The 17,798-nt window shown below is 29.0% G+C and carries 19 protein-coding genes; 6 read left to right on the top strand and 13 right to left on the bottom strand.

The window, feature by feature from the left end; genetic code table 11:
- Position 1: 1 nt before the first annotated feature.
- From proB to metX, 7 genes are all read right to left on the bottom strand, one after another.
- Entirely contained in the window at positions 2 to 1,108 is a 1,107-nt protein-coding gene (gene proB, locus AC5YF9_RS06335; protein WP_415303836.1) for a glutamate 5-kinase, read from the bottom strand.
- Positions 1,098 to 2,081 carry an Obg family GTPase CgtA gene (gene cgtA, locus AC5YF9_RS06330; protein WP_415303835.1) on the bottom strand — a complete coding sequence of 328 codons (984 nt, stop codon included), beginning with the start codon at positions 2,079 to 2,081 and terminating at the stop codon, positions 1,098 to 1,100. Before cgtA ends, proB begins: the two co-directional genes overlap by 11 nt.
- 30 nt (positions 2,082 to 2,111) lie before the next feature.
- Positions 2,112 to 2,366 carry a 50S ribosomal protein L27 gene (gene rpmA / locus AC5YF9_RS06325; RefSeq protein ID WP_271525759.1) on the bottom strand — a complete coding sequence of 85 codons (255 nt, stop codon included), beginning with the start codon at positions 2,364 to 2,366 and terminating at the stop codon, positions 2,112 to 2,114.
- A gap of 8 nt (positions 2,367 to 2,374) precedes the next feature.
- Positions 2,375 to 2,791, bottom strand: coding sequence for a 50S ribosomal protein L21 (gene rplU / locus AC5YF9_RS06320; protein ID WP_415303834.1), 417 nt, complete (start codon positions 2,789 to 2,791; stop codon positions 2,375 to 2,377).
- A gap of 65 nt (positions 2,792 to 2,856) precedes the next feature.
- Positions 2,857 to 3,576: a hydroxyacylglutathione hydrolase gene (gene gloB, locus AC5YF9_RS06315; protein WP_415303833.1), complete on the bottom strand. Its 720-nt coding sequence runs from the start codon at positions 3,574 to 3,576 to the stop codon at positions 2,857 to 2,859.
- Positions 3,577 to 4,173, bottom strand: a complete 597-nt coding sequence (gene metW, locus AC5YF9_RS06310) for a methionine biosynthesis protein MetW (protein ID WP_415303832.1) — start codon at positions 4,171 to 4,173, stop codon at positions 3,577 to 3,579.
- 2 nt (positions 4,174 to 4,175) lie between these two features.
- On the bottom strand, positions 4,176 to 5,294 hold the full coding sequence (gene metX, locus AC5YF9_RS06305) for a homoserine O-acetyltransferase MetX (protein WP_415303831.1): 1,119 nt from the start codon (positions 5,292 to 5,294) through the stop codon (positions 4,176 to 4,178).
- Positions 5,295 to 5,476: 182 nt separating this feature from the next.
- Between metX and hisC the strand changes: the two genes are divergently transcribed.
- Both hisC and AC5YF9_RS06295 read left to right on the top strand, forming a co-directional pair.
- The gene (gene hisC, locus AC5YF9_RS06300; RefSeq protein WP_415303830.1) at positions 5,477 to 6,559 is read left to right on the top strand and encodes a histidinol-phosphate transaminase; all 1,083 of its coding nucleotides are present in this window, start codon (positions 5,477 to 5,479) and stop codon (positions 6,557 to 6,559) included.
- A 2-nt stretch (positions 6,560 to 6,561) separates the two neighbouring features.
- Complete coding sequence (locus AC5YF9_RS06295; RefSeq protein ID WP_415303829.1) at positions 6,562 to 7,458, top strand: prephenate dehydrogenase; 897 nt, start codon at positions 6,562 to 6,564, stop codon at positions 7,456 to 7,458.
- Here AC5YF9_RS06295 and AC5YF9_RS06290 read toward each other — a convergent pair.
- Genes AC5YF9_RS06290 through AC5YF9_RS06280 form a run of 3 tightly spaced genes read right to left on the bottom strand, consistent with a single transcriptional unit; the run spans position 7,455 to position 11,045 of the window.
- Entirely contained in the window at positions 7,455 to 8,204 is a 750-nt protein-coding gene (locus tag AC5YF9_RS06290; RefSeq protein WP_415303828.1) for a C40 family peptidase, read from the bottom strand. The genes AC5YF9_RS06295 and AC5YF9_RS06290 overlap by 4 nt on opposite strands.
- Complete coding sequence (locus tag AC5YF9_RS06285) at positions 8,194 to 9,597, bottom strand: AmpG family muropeptide MFS transporter (RefSeq protein ID WP_415303827.1); 1,404 nt, start codon at positions 9,595 to 9,597, stop codon at positions 8,194 to 8,196. Before AC5YF9_RS06285 ends, AC5YF9_RS06290 begins: the two co-directional genes overlap by 11 nt.
- A 2-nt stretch (positions 9,598 to 9,599) precedes the next feature.
- Positions 9,600 to 11,045, bottom strand: a complete 1,446-nt coding sequence (locus tag AC5YF9_RS06280) for a TrkH family potassium uptake protein (protein WP_415303826.1) — start codon at positions 11,043 to 11,045, stop codon at positions 9,600 to 9,602.
- 90 nt (positions 11,046 to 11,135) lie between these two features.
- On the opposite strand from AC5YF9_RS06280, the gene AC5YF9_RS06275 reads away from it, so the two are divergent.
- The 4 genes from AC5YF9_RS06275 to AC5YF9_RS06260 are packed head-to-tail and all read left to right on the top strand — an operon-like array spanning position 11,136 to position 14,681.
- Complete coding sequence (locus AC5YF9_RS06275) at positions 11,136 to 12,698, top strand: lysine--tRNA ligase (protein ID WP_415303825.1); 1,563 nt, start codon at positions 11,136 to 11,138, stop codon at positions 12,696 to 12,698.
- Positions 12,698 to 13,750, top strand: a complete 1,053-nt coding sequence (locus AC5YF9_RS06270) for a quinone-dependent dihydroorotate dehydrogenase (protein WP_415303824.1) — start codon at positions 12,698 to 12,700, stop codon at positions 13,748 to 13,750. The genes AC5YF9_RS06275 and AC5YF9_RS06270 overlap by 1 nt, the downstream gene beginning before the upstream one ends.
- A gap of 53 nt (positions 13,751 to 13,803) precedes the next feature.
- Positions 13,804 to 14,127: a 50S ribosomal protein L28 gene (rpmB, locus tag AC5YF9_RS06265; RefSeq protein WP_415303823.1), complete on the top strand. Its 324-nt coding sequence runs from the start codon at positions 13,804 to 13,806 to the stop codon at positions 14,125 to 14,127.
- Positions 14,127 to 14,681, top strand: a complete 555-nt coding sequence (locus tag AC5YF9_RS06260; protein ID WP_415303822.1) for a queuosine precursor transporter — start codon at positions 14,127 to 14,129, stop codon at positions 14,679 to 14,681. The genes rpmB and AC5YF9_RS06260 overlap by 1 nt, the downstream gene beginning before the upstream one ends.
- On the opposite strand, the gene speB is transcribed toward AC5YF9_RS06260, so the two are convergent.
- From speB to AC5YF9_RS06245, 3 genes are read right to left on the bottom strand one after another with little or no spacing between them, the layout of a single operon-like run.
- Positions 14,678 to 15,553: an agmatinase gene (gene speB / locus AC5YF9_RS06255; RefSeq protein WP_415303821.1), complete on the bottom strand. Its 876-nt coding sequence runs from the start codon at positions 15,551 to 15,553 to the stop codon at positions 14,678 to 14,680. The genes AC5YF9_RS06260 and speB overlap by 4 nt on opposite strands.
- Before the next feature lie 2 nt (positions 15,554 to 15,555).
- Positions 15,556 to 16,599 (bottom strand): 1,9-bis(guanidino)-5-aza-nonane synthase, encoded by a 1,044-nt coding sequence (locus AC5YF9_RS06250; protein WP_415303820.1) that lies wholly within the window; start codon positions 16,597 to 16,599, stop codon positions 15,556 to 15,558.
- A complete protein-coding gene (locus AC5YF9_RS06245) occupies positions 16,599 to 17,777 on the bottom strand; it encodes a type III PLP-dependent enzyme (RefSeq protein WP_415303819.1) in 1,179 nt (392 codons plus the stop codon). The genes AC5YF9_RS06250 and AC5YF9_RS06245 overlap by 1 nt, the downstream gene beginning before the upstream one ends.
- Positions 17,778 to 17,798: the final 21 nt, after the last annotated feature.

Below are 17,798 nucleotides of genomic sequence, written 5' to 3'. Positions count from 1 at the left end.
TTTAGACCTCCACCATATCATCTTTATGTATAACTTCAGATTTAGCAACATATCCTAATATTTTTTCGATTTCTTTAGAATGGTGCCCCATAATTCTTAATATTTCATCGGATGAGAACGAACTTAAACCTCTAGCACATTCAGAGTTTTTTTTATTTAAAACTTTTATGTGATCACCTTTTTTAAACTTACCAGATACTTTTGTAATTCCAGCTGCTAATAAACTTTTACCATTCAAAAGTGCTTGTTTGGCACCATCATCAATAATAATTTCTCCTTTAGGTGAAATTGAACTAATAATCCATTTTTTTCTAGCATCTAATTTGGTTATTTTTGGTAAAAACCACGTACAGTTGTTATCTTTAATTATTTTTTTAATAGGTCTCATTAACAGACCATTAGCTATTACCATTTGACATCCTGATAGTTGACAGATTTTTGCTGCATCAATTTTGGTTTTCATTCCTCCTGTTCCATGCTCACCAATACTTTTGGTTGCAATTTTTTCTATATTTTTATCTATATTTTTTATCTCTTTTATCAATTTTGCATTTTTATAAATTTTTGGATTTTGAGTGTAAAGACCATCAACATCAGAAAGAAGTATCAGCGAGTCAGCACCAGATATTTGTGCAACTCTAGAAGCCAATCTATCGTTATCACCGTATTTGATTTCTGTAGTTGCTATGGTGTCATTTTCATTAACAATAGGTATAAAATCTAATTGAAATAAATTATCAAACGTTCTTTTGGCATTTAAGGCTCTTCTTCTTTGTTCGGTATCCTCTAGTGTAAGTAAAATCTGAGATATATTAATATTTTGTTTAACAAATATTTCTGAAAATAAATTCATAAGCTCAATTTGCCCAATGGAGGCTACTGCTTGACTTTTATCAATTTTAAGATTTTTTTTATTTATATTAAGTTTTTTACAGCCCATTGCAATAGCACCCGAACTCACAATAATAACTTTTTTATTTTTTTTAATTAGTTCTTGAATGTCTTTAGAAAATTCTAAAAGCCATTTTTTTCTAATTTTTTTATTATCATCTATTAATAAAGATGAGCCAATTTTAATTACAATTATTTTAGAATTCTTAAGATACATACGCGAGTAATTTAGCCTTAACTTTTGATATAGATCCCTTGTCTAATGTTGAAAGGGTTATTACCTCAGAATTTTTATTTTTAGAAAAATTTTTCACAATTTCATCTACTTCTTCTTCGTCTAATAAGTCTGTTTTATTTAATACAATTATTTCTTTTTTTTCAAGGATCTCTTTACTGTAGCTACCAAGTTCTTTTTTAACTTGTTGATATGCATTTTCAATATTTTCATTAGTAATATCTACTAAATGCATCAAAGTTTTGCATCTTTCTATGTGTTTTAAGAATTGAATTCCAAGACCTACACCCTCATGGGCACCTTCAACTAGTCCAGGGATGTCAGCTAAGGTTATTTCTTTATCATCATAAGTTGCGACACCAAGGTTTGGATTTAAAGTTGTAAACTTATAATTCGCAATCTTAGGTGTGGCATTTGTAATAGCTGCTAATAAACTAGATTTTCCTGCATTAGGCAATCCTACAATGCCAACATCTGCAATAGTTTTTAACTGAAGCCAAATCACATACTCTTCACCTATCGCACCTTTTGTAAATTTTTTTGGAGCCCTGTTTGTAGAACTTTTAAATCTAGTATTCCCAAGACCACCCTTACCACCTTTGGCTACAATAAATTCTTCACCCTCTTTTTTAAAATCATAAATTAAAGTTTTATTATCTTCTTCAAAAACTTGTGTACCTATTGGAACTTTTAAAAATAAATCTTCTCCTCCATGACCTGTACGATTTTGTCCAGAACCATTCACTCCTCTTCCAGCCTTGTGGTGTTGTTGAAATCTATAATCGATAAGAGTATTTAAATTTCTTTCTGATCTTAGGAATATGGTGCCACCTTTACCTCCATCGCCACCATCAGGTCCACCGTACTCAATGAATTTCTCTCTACGAAAACTAGGAGATCCATGCCCGCCATTGCCGGCCTTTACATAAATTTTTACTTGATCAAGAAACTTCATATTACAACTATTAGTTTTTTAGTTGTACTACTAATTGGGTTTTACGGAAACGAATGTTCTGTCTAATCTACCTTTTTTAAATACAACTTTTCCCTCAACAACAGAAAAAATTGAATGATCTTTTCCCATTCCTACGTTTTCACCAGGAAAAATTTTAGTTCCTCTTTGTCTAACAATTATATTTCCAGGAATTACCACTTCACCACCGTACTTCTTAACGCCAAGTCTACGACCAGCACTATCTCGTCCGTTTCTCGATGATCCACCTGCTTTTTTTGTAGCCATAATTTAATCTATTTACTTACTGCTTCAGCTTTAACTTTAACTTCCACTTTTTCAATTTTTTTAGTTGGTTTAACAATTTTTTCTGCTTCAGCTAAAACTTTGCCATCTTTTGAAAAAATTTTGCTAATTCTTATTAATGAATATTGCTGTCTATGGCCATTTTTTCTTCTAGAATTTTGTCTTCTTCTTTTTTTGAAAATTAATATTGTTCTATTTTTTCCGTTTTCAACAAGATTTGCTTCAACTTTTGCTCCTTCAACCGTTGGTGAGCCAACTTCAATATTTTTATCATCGCCGTAGGCTAAGATTTCTTTAAATTCTATCTTAGTTTCAAGCATAGAATCCTCTAATCTTTCAATTTTAAGGATTTCCCCAGCCTTTACTTTGTACTGTTTTCCACCTGTTTGTATGATTGCGTATGACATTGTTTAATCTAGTTTTTATAAGCAGCAATATAGTCGGGAGCCTATTATAGTCAAGTCCGAATAAGTTAGAAATTGTCCTTTAAATACCTCAGTTTTGAAAAAGTTTCTACATTGTTTGATCTAAGAAAAATATTACACTCTAATTCGTCTTTCATAGTAGATGGAATAGTCGACCCCCCAGTTTTTAATTTTATTTTTATATCATTTACCTTAGTTTTAAGATTTTTGTTATTTTCGTCGTGAGCTATACAAAATCTTGAATTTTGTATTGTATATTCATGACCACAAAAAACTTTTGTATTTTTTGGTAACTCTTTTAGTTTCATCAAGGAATCAAACATTTGGGCGTATGTTCCTTCAAAAATTTTTCCACAACCTAAAGAAAAAAGAGTATCTCCAGTGAAAACAGATTTATCTTTATGAAAATAGAAACATATATGACCAAGTGTATGTCCTGGAACATGAATTATTTTTGCTTCAAAGTTTTTATGTATCCAAGTTTCTTGATCACTTACCAGTATATCTATTCCTGGAATTCTTTCCCTATCTCCTTCATACCCAATAACACTTGCTCCATATTTTTCTTTTAATTTTTGATTTCCGCCTACATGATCATAATGATGATGTGTATTTAATATAAATTTTAATTGAATTTGGGTATTTTCTAGATATTCAATAATAGGATCAGCTTCACTTGGGTCAACTACACAGGCAATATTATTTTCTTCATCAATTATTAAATAAGAATAATTATCTTGCAGGCAGGGTATTATTTGAATCTTCATTTATTTTTCAATTAAAAAAATTCCTAACTCAGCTGATAAATTTTTTATATTAAGATTTGTCTCATTAATAAATGAGGTTTTTTCATTGTGAAGAGCTAATGCTTTATCTAATGTAATACCCCTCTCATTACAGAATTTATAAAAATCTTTAATTGTACACATGTGTAGATTGGGAGTATTGTACCATTCATCAGGCAGATTTTTTGTAATTGGCATTGTTCCTTTAATTAACAAGTGGAGTCTTACCTTCCAAAACCCAAAATTTGGCACAGTAACAATCGCTTTTTTCCCTACTCTTAATAGCTCCTGAATAACTATTTCTGGATTTAGGAAAGCTTGAAGTGTTTGGCTTAATATTACAAAATCAAAAGAGCTATCAGGAAATTGAGAAAGGTCTTTTTCGGCATCTCCCTCGATTACAGTTAGACCTTTGCTTACACATTTTTGTGAGTTATCTTTGGAAATCTCAATCCCTCTTATGTCTATTTCTTTATTTTTCTGTAAAAACTCCATCAACGTTCCGTCTCCACATCCAACATCTAAAACTCTTGTATTTTTTTCAATAAAATCTGAAATTATTTTAAATTCTTGTTTCATCTTTAATTTTTTAAATAGGAATTATTAATATAATCTTTCAAAGTATTTAAAAACTCAGGAACATCCAGAAGAAATGAATCGTGCCCTTTATCTGACTCAATTTCAACAAAGGCAACATCAGCACCTATGGCATTTAAAGCTATAACAATTTCTTTATTTTCAGAAGTTGGGTAAAGCCAGTCCGAAGTAAATGATATAACAAGAAATTTAGTTTTGGTTTTTTCAAAGGCTTTTGATAAATTTCCATTATATTCTTTGATTAAATCAAAATAATCCATAGCTCTTGTAATATACAAATAACTATTCGCATCAAACCTATCTACAAACACACTTCCTTGGTACCTTAAATAACTTTCTATCTGGAAATCTGCATCAAAACTAAATTTTAAATCATCTCTTTCTTGTAATTTTCTTCCAAATTTTTCTTGTAAACCATTTTTAGATAAATAGGTTATATGAGCGGCCATTCTTGCAACAGATAAGCCCTTATCAGGGTTTTTATTTTGATTTGCATAGTCTCCATTCAGCCAATTTGAGTCAGCCATTATGGACTGTCTGCCAAGTTCATTAAAAGCAATATTTTGTGCTGAATGACTTGAAGTACAGGCAATTGGAATTGCTATTTTTGCTTTACTAGGAAAATTACTTACAAATTGAAGGACTTGCATGCCGCCCATAGATCCACCCATGACTGCAAATAATTTTTTAATTTTTAAAAATTCTAAAAGGTTATACTGCGCATTTACCATATCATTTATTGTAATAACGGGGAAGGTGGTTCCATAAATTTTATTTGTTTCATAGTTAGTGTTACTAGGTCCAAAAGAACCTAAACACCCACCAATCACATTCGCACAAATTACAAAATACTTATCTGTATCAATAGCTTTACCTGGGCCTACAGCATAAGACCACCAACCATCTTTTTTAGTTATTGGGTTTTTCCCAGATACAAACTGATCACCAGTTAAGGCGTGAAACACTAAAATAGCATTATCTTTTTTCTCATTAAGAGAGCCATAGGTTTCATAGGCTAAAGGAAAATTGTTAATAGTCTGGCCACAATCTAACTTTAATGGTTTATCAATTATTAAATTTTTTATGTTTATATTTTTATTCATAAATAATAGCTAAAATTGAATTGTGAGAGAAAAAAACATATTTAGCGGGTTTTTTTAAGCGCTCGCAATTCAGTTAAATCAGCGCACTTTTTTTGTACTAGATAGTATTTCTTATGTCAAATATTTTAAAAAATGACTTATTCTGTATGAAAGTTTAATATTTTATTTATAAGATTAATAAAATGACAGTTCCAAAGTTTAAAAAATTTAGAATAGATGCTTATAAGCCAGGTAAATCAAAAATTGGTAATGTTAAGAATATTATAAAATTATCAGCTAATGAGTCAGCGTTAGGGGTTAGCCCAAGAGTAAAAAGAGTTTTAAATAATAAAAATTTGATCTTATCTAAATATCCAGACAGCAAAGCCCAAGTTTTAAGAAAAGAAATTTCAAATAAGTTTAATTGTGATTTTAATAAGATTATTTGTGGTGCTGGGTCAGATGAGATCATTCAGATGGTTTGTCAGCTATATTTAAAGCCATCAGATGAGGTAATTGTACCTCAATATAGCTTTCTAATGTATAGAATTTATGCGCAAATCGTTGGAGCAAAAGTTGTTTTTTCAAAAGAAAAAAACTTTAAAGTGTCAGTAGAAGAGATAATTAAAAAAGTTACAAAAAAAACAAAAATAGTTTTTATTGCCAACCCAAACAATCCAACCGGTACTTATTTAAATAAATTAGAACTATTAGAACTAAGAAAAAAATTAAAAAAAAATATTTTACTAGTTTTGGATGATGCGTATTTTGAGTATATGAAAAACAAAGATTATAAATCAAGTTTAGATATATTTAAAAATAAGGACAATGTAGTTGTGATAAGAACTTTTTCAAAAATTTATGGGTTAGCTTCTTTAAGGATTGGCTGGGGTTATGCTTCAAAAAAAATTATTAATGCAATGAATATAATTAAACCACCATTTAATGTAAATCAACTGGCACAAATTGCAGCAACAGAAGCTTTAAAAGATGGAAATTTTATTAATCAATCTGTGAAACATAATATTACAGAAGCCAATAAAGTCAAAAACATTTTAGAAAAACTAGACATTTTTTCAAATGAAGTAACAGCTAATTTTTTATTACTAAATTTTGATAAATGTAAATTGTCAGCTAGTTATGTTTTTAATAAACTACAATCAAAAGGAATTATATTAAGATCCACGGAAGAAGGATATAATATTAAAAATAAATTAAGATTAACAATTGGATCTAAAAAAGATAATACAAAACTTATAGCAGCAATTAAGGTTATATTTAATTAGTTATGAAAAATATTTTGATTATAGGATGTGGTTTAATTGGCTCTTCATTATTAAGGTCAATAGTTGATAAAAAAATAGGTAAAAAAATTTTTATTTATGAAAAATCAAAATCAAATGTTTTAAAAATTAAAAAATTAAAATTGCCATGTAAAGTTACAAATGACCTAAAAAAAATTATCCCAAATTTAGATTTGATAATATTTTGTACTCCATTAGGAGAATATGAAAAAATAATTTTAAAAATAAATAAATACTTAGTACCCAAAACAATCATCACAGATGTTGGGTCATCTAAAGAAAAGTCTATGGATTTAATTAAAAGAAGATTAAAAAAAGGAATTTTTTGGACATCCAGTCATCCTATCGCAGGATCAGAGGTTAGTGGACCAGAGCATGGGCTAAAAAACTTATTTCTTAATAAATGGTGCATATTAATAAAAGAAAAAAACACCAACAGGAAACACCTCTCGATAATGACTAAGTTTTGGAAAAAAATTGGTTCTAGAGTTGTAATTATGGACTCAAAAAAACATGACACGGTCTTTTCTATGACAAGTCATTTACCGCACTTAATTGCATATAACTTAGTTAAAACAGCAACAGATTTTGAAAAACAACAAAGATATGAGCTAATTAAGTTTAGTGCGGGTGGTTTGAGGGATTTTTCAAGAATTGCCGCATCTAATGAAATTATGTGGAGAGATGTATTTTTTAATAATCAAAAAAATATTTCAAAAGTTATTGATTTATTTATAAAAAATTTACGTTCATTTAAAAGAGATATTCAATCTAAAAATAATAAATCCATTATTAAGAAATTAGTTGATACTAAAAAAGTTAGAAAAAAAATAATTAAATTGAAGCAAGATATTAACAAACCAGATTTTGGTAGAAGTTAATATTTTATAGAGGATATTTTTTTTACTATTAGTTTGGCTGTTCTTTCAATTCCATCTATTGTTTTTTTTATAGGCATAATTAAAACCTTTTTTTCTGGGCCATATGCATGAATTAATTTTTTAGAATTAATACAAATAGCAACATGACCTTTCCAAAATATAATGTCACCCTTTTTAAAGCTTTTTCTTTTAGTATTTTTTCTTGAGTATTTTATTTGTTCTTTTGTATCTCTAGGATAAAATTTACAATTATTATAATAATATAATAATTGTAAAATAGCTGAGCAATCTATTCCTTTATAAGTTTTACCACCCCAAACATATTTAGTTCTTAAAAATAATTTTAATATTTTCAAGTAGTTTTTTTCTATATGATCAATTTTCTTGATATTTTTTTTTTCAATCCATTTATTTTTTTCATATTCTGCGAACTTTTTAGTTTCCTGAATTATTAAAATCTTCGATGCAAATGGTAAGAAATATTTTGTCTTATTTTTTTGTTTATTAAAGATATTAGCTCTTAGATTAAATATTTTATGTGTAGGCTTGTATTCATCTGTATAATCCTCATCTTTTATGAAGCCAATATATCTATCGAATGATGTTTTTATTTTTAACCAACCTTTATCCTTTGATAAAATTTTGAATTTTTCTCCATATAAAATTTGGGAACTTACTGGAGATTCATGAGTAGATCTCTCATAAATATTTGTAAGGTTATTTTTAAAAAAAAAATTATTTTTCACTTAGGTTTAATTTATCTTTTATTATCCAGAGAAAAACCAAAGAAGGAACCACCATTAATGATGTAATAATAAAAAAAATGGCCCAATCATTATGAACGTTTTCAGGAGTATTTAAAAATTCAAGCTTATCAACAACAAAACCAGAGAATGAGGAAAATATATTTTTTCCAAATGTTGCCAATGATGCCATTAGAGCATAATGACTGGCGGTGTAGGTTCTATCAACCAAAATTGATACAAATGCTACAAAAACAACTGTTGAAATAGATTCTGTAATTTGGTCAAGAATTACTGCTGTCGCAAAAAGAAATTCTGAATTCCCATACCATGCAAGAGCTGAGAAAAGAAGGTTTGTTGACGCCATTAGTAATCCTGCAATAATCATGGCTTTAACTAGGCCCGAACGTATTGCAAAGAAGCTTCCAATTAAAGTGAAGCAGATTGTAACGATCCATCCATAACCACCTGAATAAATAGCAATTTGTTTTTTTGAAAAACCCATATCATCATAAAATACTATGGACATCTTTCCTAAAAATGCTTCTCCAATTTTAAAAAGAAATAAAAAAACTATAATGTAAATCCCAATTTTTGTACCTTTGCTTTTAAAAAAACTTATAAAGGGGCCACTTATAGTTCCTATTATCCATGCAACTTTTGTATTAAACGAGTTAGGTGAACCAAGTTTAGCAAGAATTAATTGATCATTTTTTTGTTGTTGAATTTTTCTTTCAAGTGAATCTTTTTCATTGATAAACATCAACCCTATATTGCAGACTACAATTAATATAGTTAGTAAAAGAAAAGTTATTTGCCAGTAATTTTCATAACCTAATTTTTCAAAATAGTCTGCTGTTAAGAAGGTAATAACCTTACCAAGCTTGAACCCTGTATACCAACCTATGACCATTACGCCAGCGCCAGCTGACATTGAGGCCCCATCAGTTTTACTAATTTGTTCAATTCTCAATGCATCTGTTACAATATCTTGTGTAGATGAAGCAATTGCAATAATTAGGCCTACCAATCCAACTATCCATATATTTTCTTTTGGATTATTTAAGCCCCATACAATTAAGCTTAAAAAAATTATTAATTGCATAATTACAATCCAGCTTTTACGGTGGCCTATTTTATTTGTTACCCAGGGCACTCTAATACGATCCACAATGGGAGCCCACAACCAATTAAATCCATACACTATACCTATTAAAGATAAAAAACCTATTTGACTCCTTGAGAAATCATTATCTCTTAACCAAAGTGAAAGGGCACTATAAATTAACACAAAAGGAAAACCTTGAATTATTCCTAGTAATAAAATTCGTGCCATTTTTATTTCAAAATAAAGTGAAAGAGTTTCTGAAAGTGATTGCTTCTTTATTTCAATCATAATTAATTTCTCCAAAATGAAGGTAGAAATAGAACTAATATAGCGAATAACTCTAATCTACCCAATATCATCCCAAGACTCAAAATCCACTTAGATATCTCTGGTAAGCTAGAAAAGTTACCACTAGGGCCAATTGTAGAGCCTAATCCTGGTCCAACATTTGAAATCGAAGTTGCAGCACCAGAGATTGAAGTAACAAAGTCTAAACCACTTAAAGATAATAATGCAGTTATTACAAAAAAAATAACCAAGTAAAGAAAAATGAAAGAGATGATCGAAGCCATAAATTTATTATCCACATTATTCTTGTCATATTTAATTATAAATATTCCCCTTGGATAAATAATTTTTTTTAGTTGATTAACAATAAATAAATATAGAATTTGAATCCTAAAAATTTTAATTCCACAGGTTGTTGATCCAGCACATCCACCAATGAACATTAGAGTTAAAAAGAAAATTAATGGAAAATTTCCCCATCCATCAAATTCTCCAGTCACGTATCCCGTACCAGTTAAAATAGAAATAACATTAAAAAAAATTGCCCTTATATTAATTTGGGAGAAATCTTTATTTTGAAAAAGAGAATAAATAAAAAGCAGAATAATTGAAAAAATGATTATCTTAATAAATGATTTAATCTGAACATCTGAAATAAATATTCTTTTATTACCGTTTAAAAATTTTATATAGGCAATAAAAGGTAAACTACCCAGTATAATAAAAATCATTGATGATATCTCAATAGATGGACTGTTAAAATATCCTATGGACTCATTATAGTTTGAAAAGCCACCTGTAGCTATTGTAGTCATGGAGTGCGTTATACTATCAAAAATATTCATACCAAAAATTTTATAAGTAACAGCACAAAGTGTTGTCAGCGTTAAGTAAACATAAATTAATCTAAGAGATATTTCTTTAGATTTTGGTAATAATTTTTCAGAAGAGTCGTTGCTTGAAATTTTAAATAACTGCATTCCTCCAACATTCATTATTGGCATTAGAGTTATTGCCATTACGATAATACCAATTCCACCCAACCATTGAAGCATAGCTCTCCATAAAAGTATTGATCTAGGGGCCTCCTCTAAGTTTGAAATAATTGTAGATCCAGTAGTGGTAATACCAGACATACTTTCAAAAAAAGAATCTGTAATAGATAATTCAAGAGAAGAAAAAATAAAAGGTAAAGAGCCAAATATTGCAATACTTAACCATGATAGAGCTGTTAACAAGAAAGCTTGTTGTAAATTTAATTTCTTATCATGATTTAAATTTGTTAAAAAAAATAAAACACCAAATATTATTGAAATTATAGAAGCCCCTATAAAAGAAGAATCTATTTCCGAATAAATAAACTGGGTTAAAATTGGAATCATCATGGAAATTCCAAGAATAATTTGCAAAATACCCAAGGTAAAAAAAACAGTTTTATAATTAGACATTTTGAAAGAACATTATTTTATGGTAAATAAATTTCAACTCTATAAGAGTTAATAATAACAGCAAATATAAGATATTTCTTATTAAACAAAGTGATTGAAAAAGACAATTTAGATAAAACTAACGCATGGCCCTTTGTTGAGGCTAAAAAAATGTTGCGTGAGAGAAAATCCTTTATTGAAAAAAAGGGTAAAATTATTTTACAAACTGGTTATGGTCCGAGTGGATTGCCTCATATAGGCACTTTTGGTGAGGTTGCTAGAACATCAATGATGGTTAATGCCCTAAAACAACTTACCGATATACCAACAGAAATTATAACCTTTTCAGATGATATGGATGGTTTTAGAAAAGTTCCTGAGAATGTTCCCAATCAAGAATTACTAAAAAAAAATCTTCATAAACCTTTAACTCAAGTACCAGATCCTTTCAAAAAATTTTCAAGCTTTGGTGAGCACAATAATGAAATGCTAAAAGATTTTTTAGATAAATTTAACTTTGAATATAATTTTAAAAGTTCTTCAGTACTTTATAAGGGTGGTCTTTTTAATCCTACTTTGCAGATAATTTTAGAAAATTACCAAGGTATTATGGATATAATTCTTCCAACACTCGGTAAGGAAAGGCAAAAAACTTACAGTCCCTTTTTACCCATATGCCCAGATACTGGAAAGGTTTTAGAAATTCCAGTTTTAGAAATCATAAAAGAAAAATCTAAAATTATTTTTGATAATAATGGAAAAAAACTTGAAACAAGTGTTTTAGACGGACACTGTAAATTACAGTGGAAAGTGGATTGGGCTATGAGGTGGTATGCGCTTGATATAGATTTTGAAATGTATGGAAAAGATTTAATAGAAAGCGCAATATTATCCTCAAGAATAGTTAAGTTAATTGGAAAAACAAACCCATCTGGTTTTGCTTATGAACTTTTTTTAGATGAAAAAGGAGAAAAAATTTCCAAGTCAAAAGGTAATGGAATCACTATTGATCAATGGTTGGAGTATGCATCTCCTGAAAGTCTTTCACTGTATATGTATCAAAATCCCAAAAGAGCAAAAAAATTGTATAAAGAAATAGTTCCAAAAACAGTTGATGAATATTTGGATTGTATGGAAAAAGCAAAAAACCAAAGCGAATTAAAGCTATTAATGAACCCAGTTTGGCATGTTCATAACGGAACAATTCCACAAGAAGATACTATTATGAGTTTTTCAATGCTTTTAAATTTAGTAGAGGCAAGTAATGCAAATTCTAAGGAGTTACTCTGGAAATTTGTAAAAAAATACAAAAAGGATATTTCAGAAAAAGATCATATAATTTTTGATAATTTAATAGGCTACGCTATTAAATATTTTAACGATGTAATCAAACTACAGAAAAAATATAAAAAACCAGATTCAAAAGAAAAAATGGCATTAGAAGCCCTAGTTAAGACTCTTGATGATTGTAGTGATGAAATGTTGCCTGAAGATATTCAAACGTTAATTTATTCAACTGGAAAAGAAAATGGGTATTCAGAAAATCTACGTGATTGGTTTAAATTAATTTACGAAGTTGTGTTTGGAGATGAAAATGGTCCCAGAATGGGTTTTTTTATAAGCTTCTTTGGAGTAAAAGAAACTAAAGAATTAATAACAGAAAAAATAAAATAATGTTTTCAAAATTCAGATCGCTAATTTTTAAAATTGATCCTGAAACTGCTCATAATTTAGCAATTAAGTCTTTAAAATTAAATTTGACACCAAATTTAATGGATGAAGATAAAGATGATCCAATGTTTAAATCCACTTTGTTTGGTAAAGAAATAGATAACCCAATTGGAATGGCTGCCGGATTTGACAAAAACGCTGAAGTTTATAACCCTTTATTTAAACTTGGATTTGGGTTTGTTGAAGTAGGGACGGTCACTCCGCTTAAGCAATATGGAAATCCAAAGCCAAGAGTATTTAGATTAGTTGAAGACCAGGCACTTATAAATAGATTGGGTTTTAATAATTTAGGATCTGAAAATGTAAGCAATAGAATTCGATCTAATTTAAATACAGGTTTATTGGGAATTAACATAGGTCCTAATAAAGATAGCAATGATAGGCTAAATGATTATTTAATTGGTTTTAGAACCTTTCATGATATTGCTGATTATATTACAATTAACATTTCTTCACCTAATACAGAAAATTTAAGAAGTTTTCATGACGAAGAAAAATTTGATGAATTAATGAATTCAATTCAAGAAGAAAAAGTTAAACTGAAATCAAAAATACCAATTGTTGTAAAAATTTCTCCAGATATTTCAGAGGAACAAATTGAGTTGGTAAGCAAAATATTGTTAGATCATAAAGTAAGTGCAGTAATTGTTTCAAATACAACTTCAGGAAACAGGGAAAAATTAAACGATATATTGAAGCACCAAAAAGGTGGCTTATCAGGCAAACCTCTCGAAGAGGAAGCTAATAAATTAATAAGTAAGTTTTACAAACTGCTAAAAGGTAAAATTGAAATTATTGGAGTAGGTGGTGTTGACTCAGGTGAAAGTGCGTATAGAAAATTTTTAGCTGGAGCAAGTTATGTTCAACTATATACTGGCATGGTTTTTCAAGGTCCAAATATTGTTAGAAAGATAAAAAATGAGCTAAAAGAAATATTAATTACTGATGGGATTAAGAATTTTAGAGAAATAATAGGCAAGAAACAGCCTAATTAAGGCTAATAAACTTGACGAGATCACTAACTCATCTTATATAGTCACTAAATATTATGTCTAAAAAATGCGAATTAACCGGTAAAATACCTATGAAAGGTCACAATGTTAGTCATGCTAACAACAAGACTAATAGAAGATTTTTACCAAATTTAAAAAAAACTAAATTTACAAGTGAACTTTTAAAAAGAAGTTTGACATTGACTGTAAGTAACGCAGGTATGAGATGTGTCGATAAAAAAGGTACTTTTGATCAATTTTTAAAGACAGCAAAAAATAAAAACATATCGCCAAGATTAAAAAAATTAAAAAAAAGTATATTAATTAAGTCACCATTTATAAAAAAAGCACCCAAAGTATCTCCTAGTAAATCAGCTTAATGAAAAAAGTTTTTATAACACTCTCATTTGTAATGGGGATTGTTGTCTTAGCTTCAAATTATTTAGTACAATTTCCAATTAATTATTATGGTTTAGAAGAAATACTAACCTATGGAGCATTTAGTTATCCTGTTGCATTTCTGATAACAGATTTAGCAAATAGATCATATGGCAAAGTTATTGCTAGAAAAATTGTTTATATTGGATTTATTATAGGAATTGCATTCACATTATTTTTTTCAACAAACTTTGCAGATTTAATTTCAGTTAGAATAGCTATTGGGTCTGGTACGGCATTTTTAGTTGCACAATTATTAGATGTCCAAATTTTTGATAAATTGAGAAAAAAAAGATGGTTTGTGGCACCATTAACATCTTCACTAATTGGTTCTACAATTGACACACTTTTGTTTTTTTCAATATCTTTTTATGCGACAGGTATACCTTGGGTAACGCTATCTCTAGGAGACTTAGCGGTTAAAGTATTAGTTGCGTTACTAATGTTAATTCCATTCAGATTATTACTAGGAACACTTAAGACCTCTAAAGCTTAATATAAAAATTTGTAAGATAAAATTTTATAGGCAAGTTTTGCTACAAGGAAATTGTAAGAGTTAAAACCTTTTATAGGTGAAAGTTCATTTATATCTGCACCAACAATATTAGAATTTTTAGCAGCTATTCTTATAATATCTAAAGTTTCATCCCATAGCAATCCGCCTGGTTCAGGAGTTCCGGTTGCAGGCATTATGCTTGAATCTAATCCATCTACATCAAAAGTGAGATAAACAGTTTTATTTTTTATCATTTTTTTAAATTTCTTTAAGTCCCAATCTTTTTTATCTTTTGCCCAAAAAATATTAATTCTAGATGAATTTTTTTTTAAAAAAGGTATTTCACTTTGAGATATGTTTCTGATCCCAAATGAAATTAAAGAAACATTTTTATGATCTAGGCACCTTTTAATAGCTGAAGCATGAGAGAATTTTTCACCATTATAACTTTCTCTTAAATCTGCGTGGGCATCAAAATGTAGTAAGCATATTTCTTTGTGTTTTTTTACAAATGGAGCAATACAGCCTGGTGTTATTGAGTGTTCTCCACCAAAGGTGATTGGAAACAGTTTTTTATCTAATATTTCTTGATTTATATCAGACATCTTTTTTAAAGCTTTTTTAATATTCTTATCAATTTTAAACGGTTTTAAAGTTTTAATTCCAATTTTCTTATAGGGTTCGCAATGCAATTCTTCATCATATAATTCAACTTGATGTGAAGCTTTAATAATTTCTTTAGGACCATTTCGAGTGCCACCACCATAACTTACAGTTTTTTCTAAACCAAATGGAACAACTACTACTTTTTCTTTAAAATTAACATCATTGTCAATTCCAAGAAATCCATTTTTATTAGAAAGATATTTCAATTTTATTTAAATATTTTTGAGAAGTTTTTTCTCGTTCTATTTTTCCAGTCACCCTTATGATATGCATCACTTGCAATCAAAGGAAGGACACTAGTTGCTTCTGCAAAAACCATCTGTTCTTTTGCAATATCTACTTTACCCCAAGAGCTCGCTTCTTTTAATGTAGAACTACTACAAGCGCCATCTCTAGAATCTGCTACTGTAATTTGTACTGCATATTTATGCATCTCAACTTCTTTTCCTAAGAGTTCAGCACAGATAACTGTGTCTTGAACAAAATTTTTAGGAACACCTCCTCCGATCATAAACAAACCAGATCCTTTTGATTGAATTTTTATTTCTGTTAACTCACGAAGCTCTCTAATTGAATCTATTGTAATATGATTTTTAGGATTATTTTCCTGATGAGTCACCAATCCAAAACCAGCACTTGAGTCTGTAAATGCAGGACAGAATATAGGAACATTATTGTGATATGCCGTTTCAATTAATGAATCTTTTTTTTTAGAATGCTTCTTTAAATATTTTCCCATTTCATAAATGAATTCTCTTGAAGTATAACTTCTTGGTTCCAGGGTATCAGCTATTTCACATATTCTTTTGTCACATTCTTGCAACTCTTCCTCATCAATATATGTATCGTAAATTCTATCTATATAGTTTTTTCTTAACTCAGTATCATCTTGAAACTGTGAACCTTGATAGTGTTTAAAGCCTAAAGCTTCAAAAAAATCCATGTCTACTATAGATGCTCCTGTAGCAATAATTGCATCAACCATATTATATTTAACTAAATCTTTATAAATATTCATACATCCTGCAGCAGAAGTTGACCCAGCAAGTGTTAAAAAAATTGTGCAATCCTTATCTTGAATCATTTCATTGAAAATATTGGCTGCATTTGCTGTTTCCCTTGAAACAAAAGACATTTTTTCCATTGAGGAAATTATCTTTCTTGCATCAAATGATGTAATATCGATATGTTCAACAGGATTTTGTAAGAAGCTTTTTTTGCTATTATGAGTTAAATTTTTGTTTTCTGACATTAGGCAACTAATATATCTTTATTAATGTCTTTACCATACAGCGTCATTATAGGTTCATCTTCTACCTCATAAATTTCATTAGAATAAAAACCATTAAATTGAGTTCTAAAAGTTAGACCATAGGCTCCGAGCTGACCTAGCTCAATATAATCATTTTCTTTAATATTATTTGGAAGTAGAAATGGTCCTTTCATATAGTCCATGCTATCGCATGTAGGGCCATAAAAATCAAAAGCAGTTAATTTTTTTGATATTGCTTTTCCACTTTTAATCAAACGAGAAGGGTAAACTATGTTTGGTGTACCTGCATCAAAAAGAGTTCCATAAGTTCCATCATTTATATAAAGTTTTTGTTTTTTTCTAAGATTTACCCTTACAATTGTTGATCCGCTTTCTGCAACTAATGCTCTTCCAGGTTCACACAATATTTCAGGAAGTTTTTCCAACTTTAAATTTAATAAACCTTTTTTTATTTCTTCAAAATAACCGTCTAAAGATTGAGGTACAAGATCAGGATATATAGCAGGAAAACCACCTCCAATATTAATATAATCAGGAATAATTTTTGTTTTTCTTATTATATTTCTAATATCTGCAATTCCTTTTGAATAAGAAATGGGATGCATGCATTGAGATCCCACATGGAAACTTAAACCTATTTTTTTTGCATATTGCTTTGTTAATCTTAATAAAGCAGTCGCTTCAGATATAGATGCTCCAAATTTTGTTGATAAATCTATTTCAGCATGCTCATTTGAAACGGCCACTCTTACAAATAATTCAAGGTCTTTTGCCTCGTTAGTTGTTTCAATAATTTTTATTAATTCATCTTTAGTATCAAGGGAAAAAGCTTTAACATTATAATTAAAATAAGCTTCTTTAATACTTTCTCTACTTTTGACTGTGTGCATATATGAACATTTTGCATTAGGATTAATTGCTCTTATATCTTTAATTTCTTGAATAGAGGCTATATCAAAGTTCTCAATCCCACTCTCTACTATTGTTTTTAGTACTTCAGGATGTGAGTTAGTTTTAACAGCATATAGCACTTTACCAGGAAATTTATTTCTAAAATATGTAGAAGCTAATTGTATTGATTTTTTCCTAATACAATAAATAGGTTTTTCTGGCTTTAGTTGACTTATAAGATCATCAACTGTTTTAAATTTTTGCATTATGTCTCCAAAAAAAATTTA

This window comes from Candidatus Pelagibacter sp. uisw_098 (assembly GCF_059512505.1).
Note: the sequence above shows the minus strand (reverse complement) of the source record. Positions and strands in the feature narration are given on the sequence as shown.

Coding starts and splice junctions, on each gene's coding strand:
- proB (WP_415303836.1), bottom strand. CDS start 1,108: ATGTATCTTAAGAATTCTAAAATAATTGTAATTAAAATTGGCTCATCT.
- cgtA (WP_415303835.1), bottom strand. CDS start 2,081: ATGAAGTTTCTTGATCAAGTAAAAATTTATGTAAAGGCCGGCAATGGC.
- rpmA (WP_271525759.1), bottom strand. CDS start 2,366: ATGGCTACAAAAAAAGCAGGTGGATCATCGAGAAACGGACGAGATAGT.
- rplU (WP_415303834.1), bottom strand. CDS start 2,791: ATGTCATACGCAATCATACAAACAGGTGGAAAACAGTACAAAGTAAAG.
- gloB (WP_415303833.1), bottom strand. CDS start 3,576: ATGAAGATTCAAATAATACCCTGCCTGCAAGATAATTATTCTTATTTA.
- metW (WP_415303832.1), bottom strand. CDS start 4,173: ATGAAACAAGAATTTAAAATAATTTCAGATTTTATTGAAAAAAATACA.
- metX (WP_415303831.1), bottom strand. CDS start 5,294: ATGAATAAAAATATAAACATAAAAAATTTAATAATTGATAAACCATTA.
- hisC (WP_415303830.1), top strand. CDS start 5,477: ATGACAGTTCCAAAGTTTAAAAAATTTAGAATAGATGCTTATAAGCCA.
- AC5YF9_RS06295 (WP_415303829.1), top strand. CDS start 6,562: ATGAAAAATATTTTGATTATAGGATGTGGTTTAATTGGCTCTTCATTA.
- AC5YF9_RS06285 (WP_415303827.1), bottom strand. CDS start 9,597: ATGATTGAAATAAAGAAGCAATCACTTTCAGAAACTCTTTCACTTTAT.
- AC5YF9_RS06280 (WP_415303826.1), bottom strand. CDS start 11,045: ATGTCTAATTATAAAACTGTTTTTTTTACCTTGGGTATTTTGCAAATT.
- AC5YF9_RS06270 (WP_415303824.1), top strand. CDS start 12,698: ATGTTTTCAAAATTCAGATCGCTAATTTTTAAAATTGATCCTGAAACT.
- rpmB (WP_415303823.1), top strand. CDS start 13,804: ATGTCTAAAAAATGCGAATTAACCGGTAAAATACCTATGAAAGGTCAC.
- AC5YF9_RS06260 (WP_415303822.1), top strand. CDS start 14,127: ATGAAAAAAGTTTTTATAACACTCTCATTTGTAATGGGGATTGTTGTC.
- AC5YF9_RS06250 (WP_415303820.1), bottom strand. CDS start 16,599: ATGTCAGAAAACAAAAATTTAACTCATAATAGCAAAAAAAGCTTCTTA.
- AC5YF9_RS06245 (WP_415303819.1), bottom strand. CDS start 17,777: ATGCAAAAATTTAAAACAGTTGATGATCTTATAAGTCAACTAAAGCCA.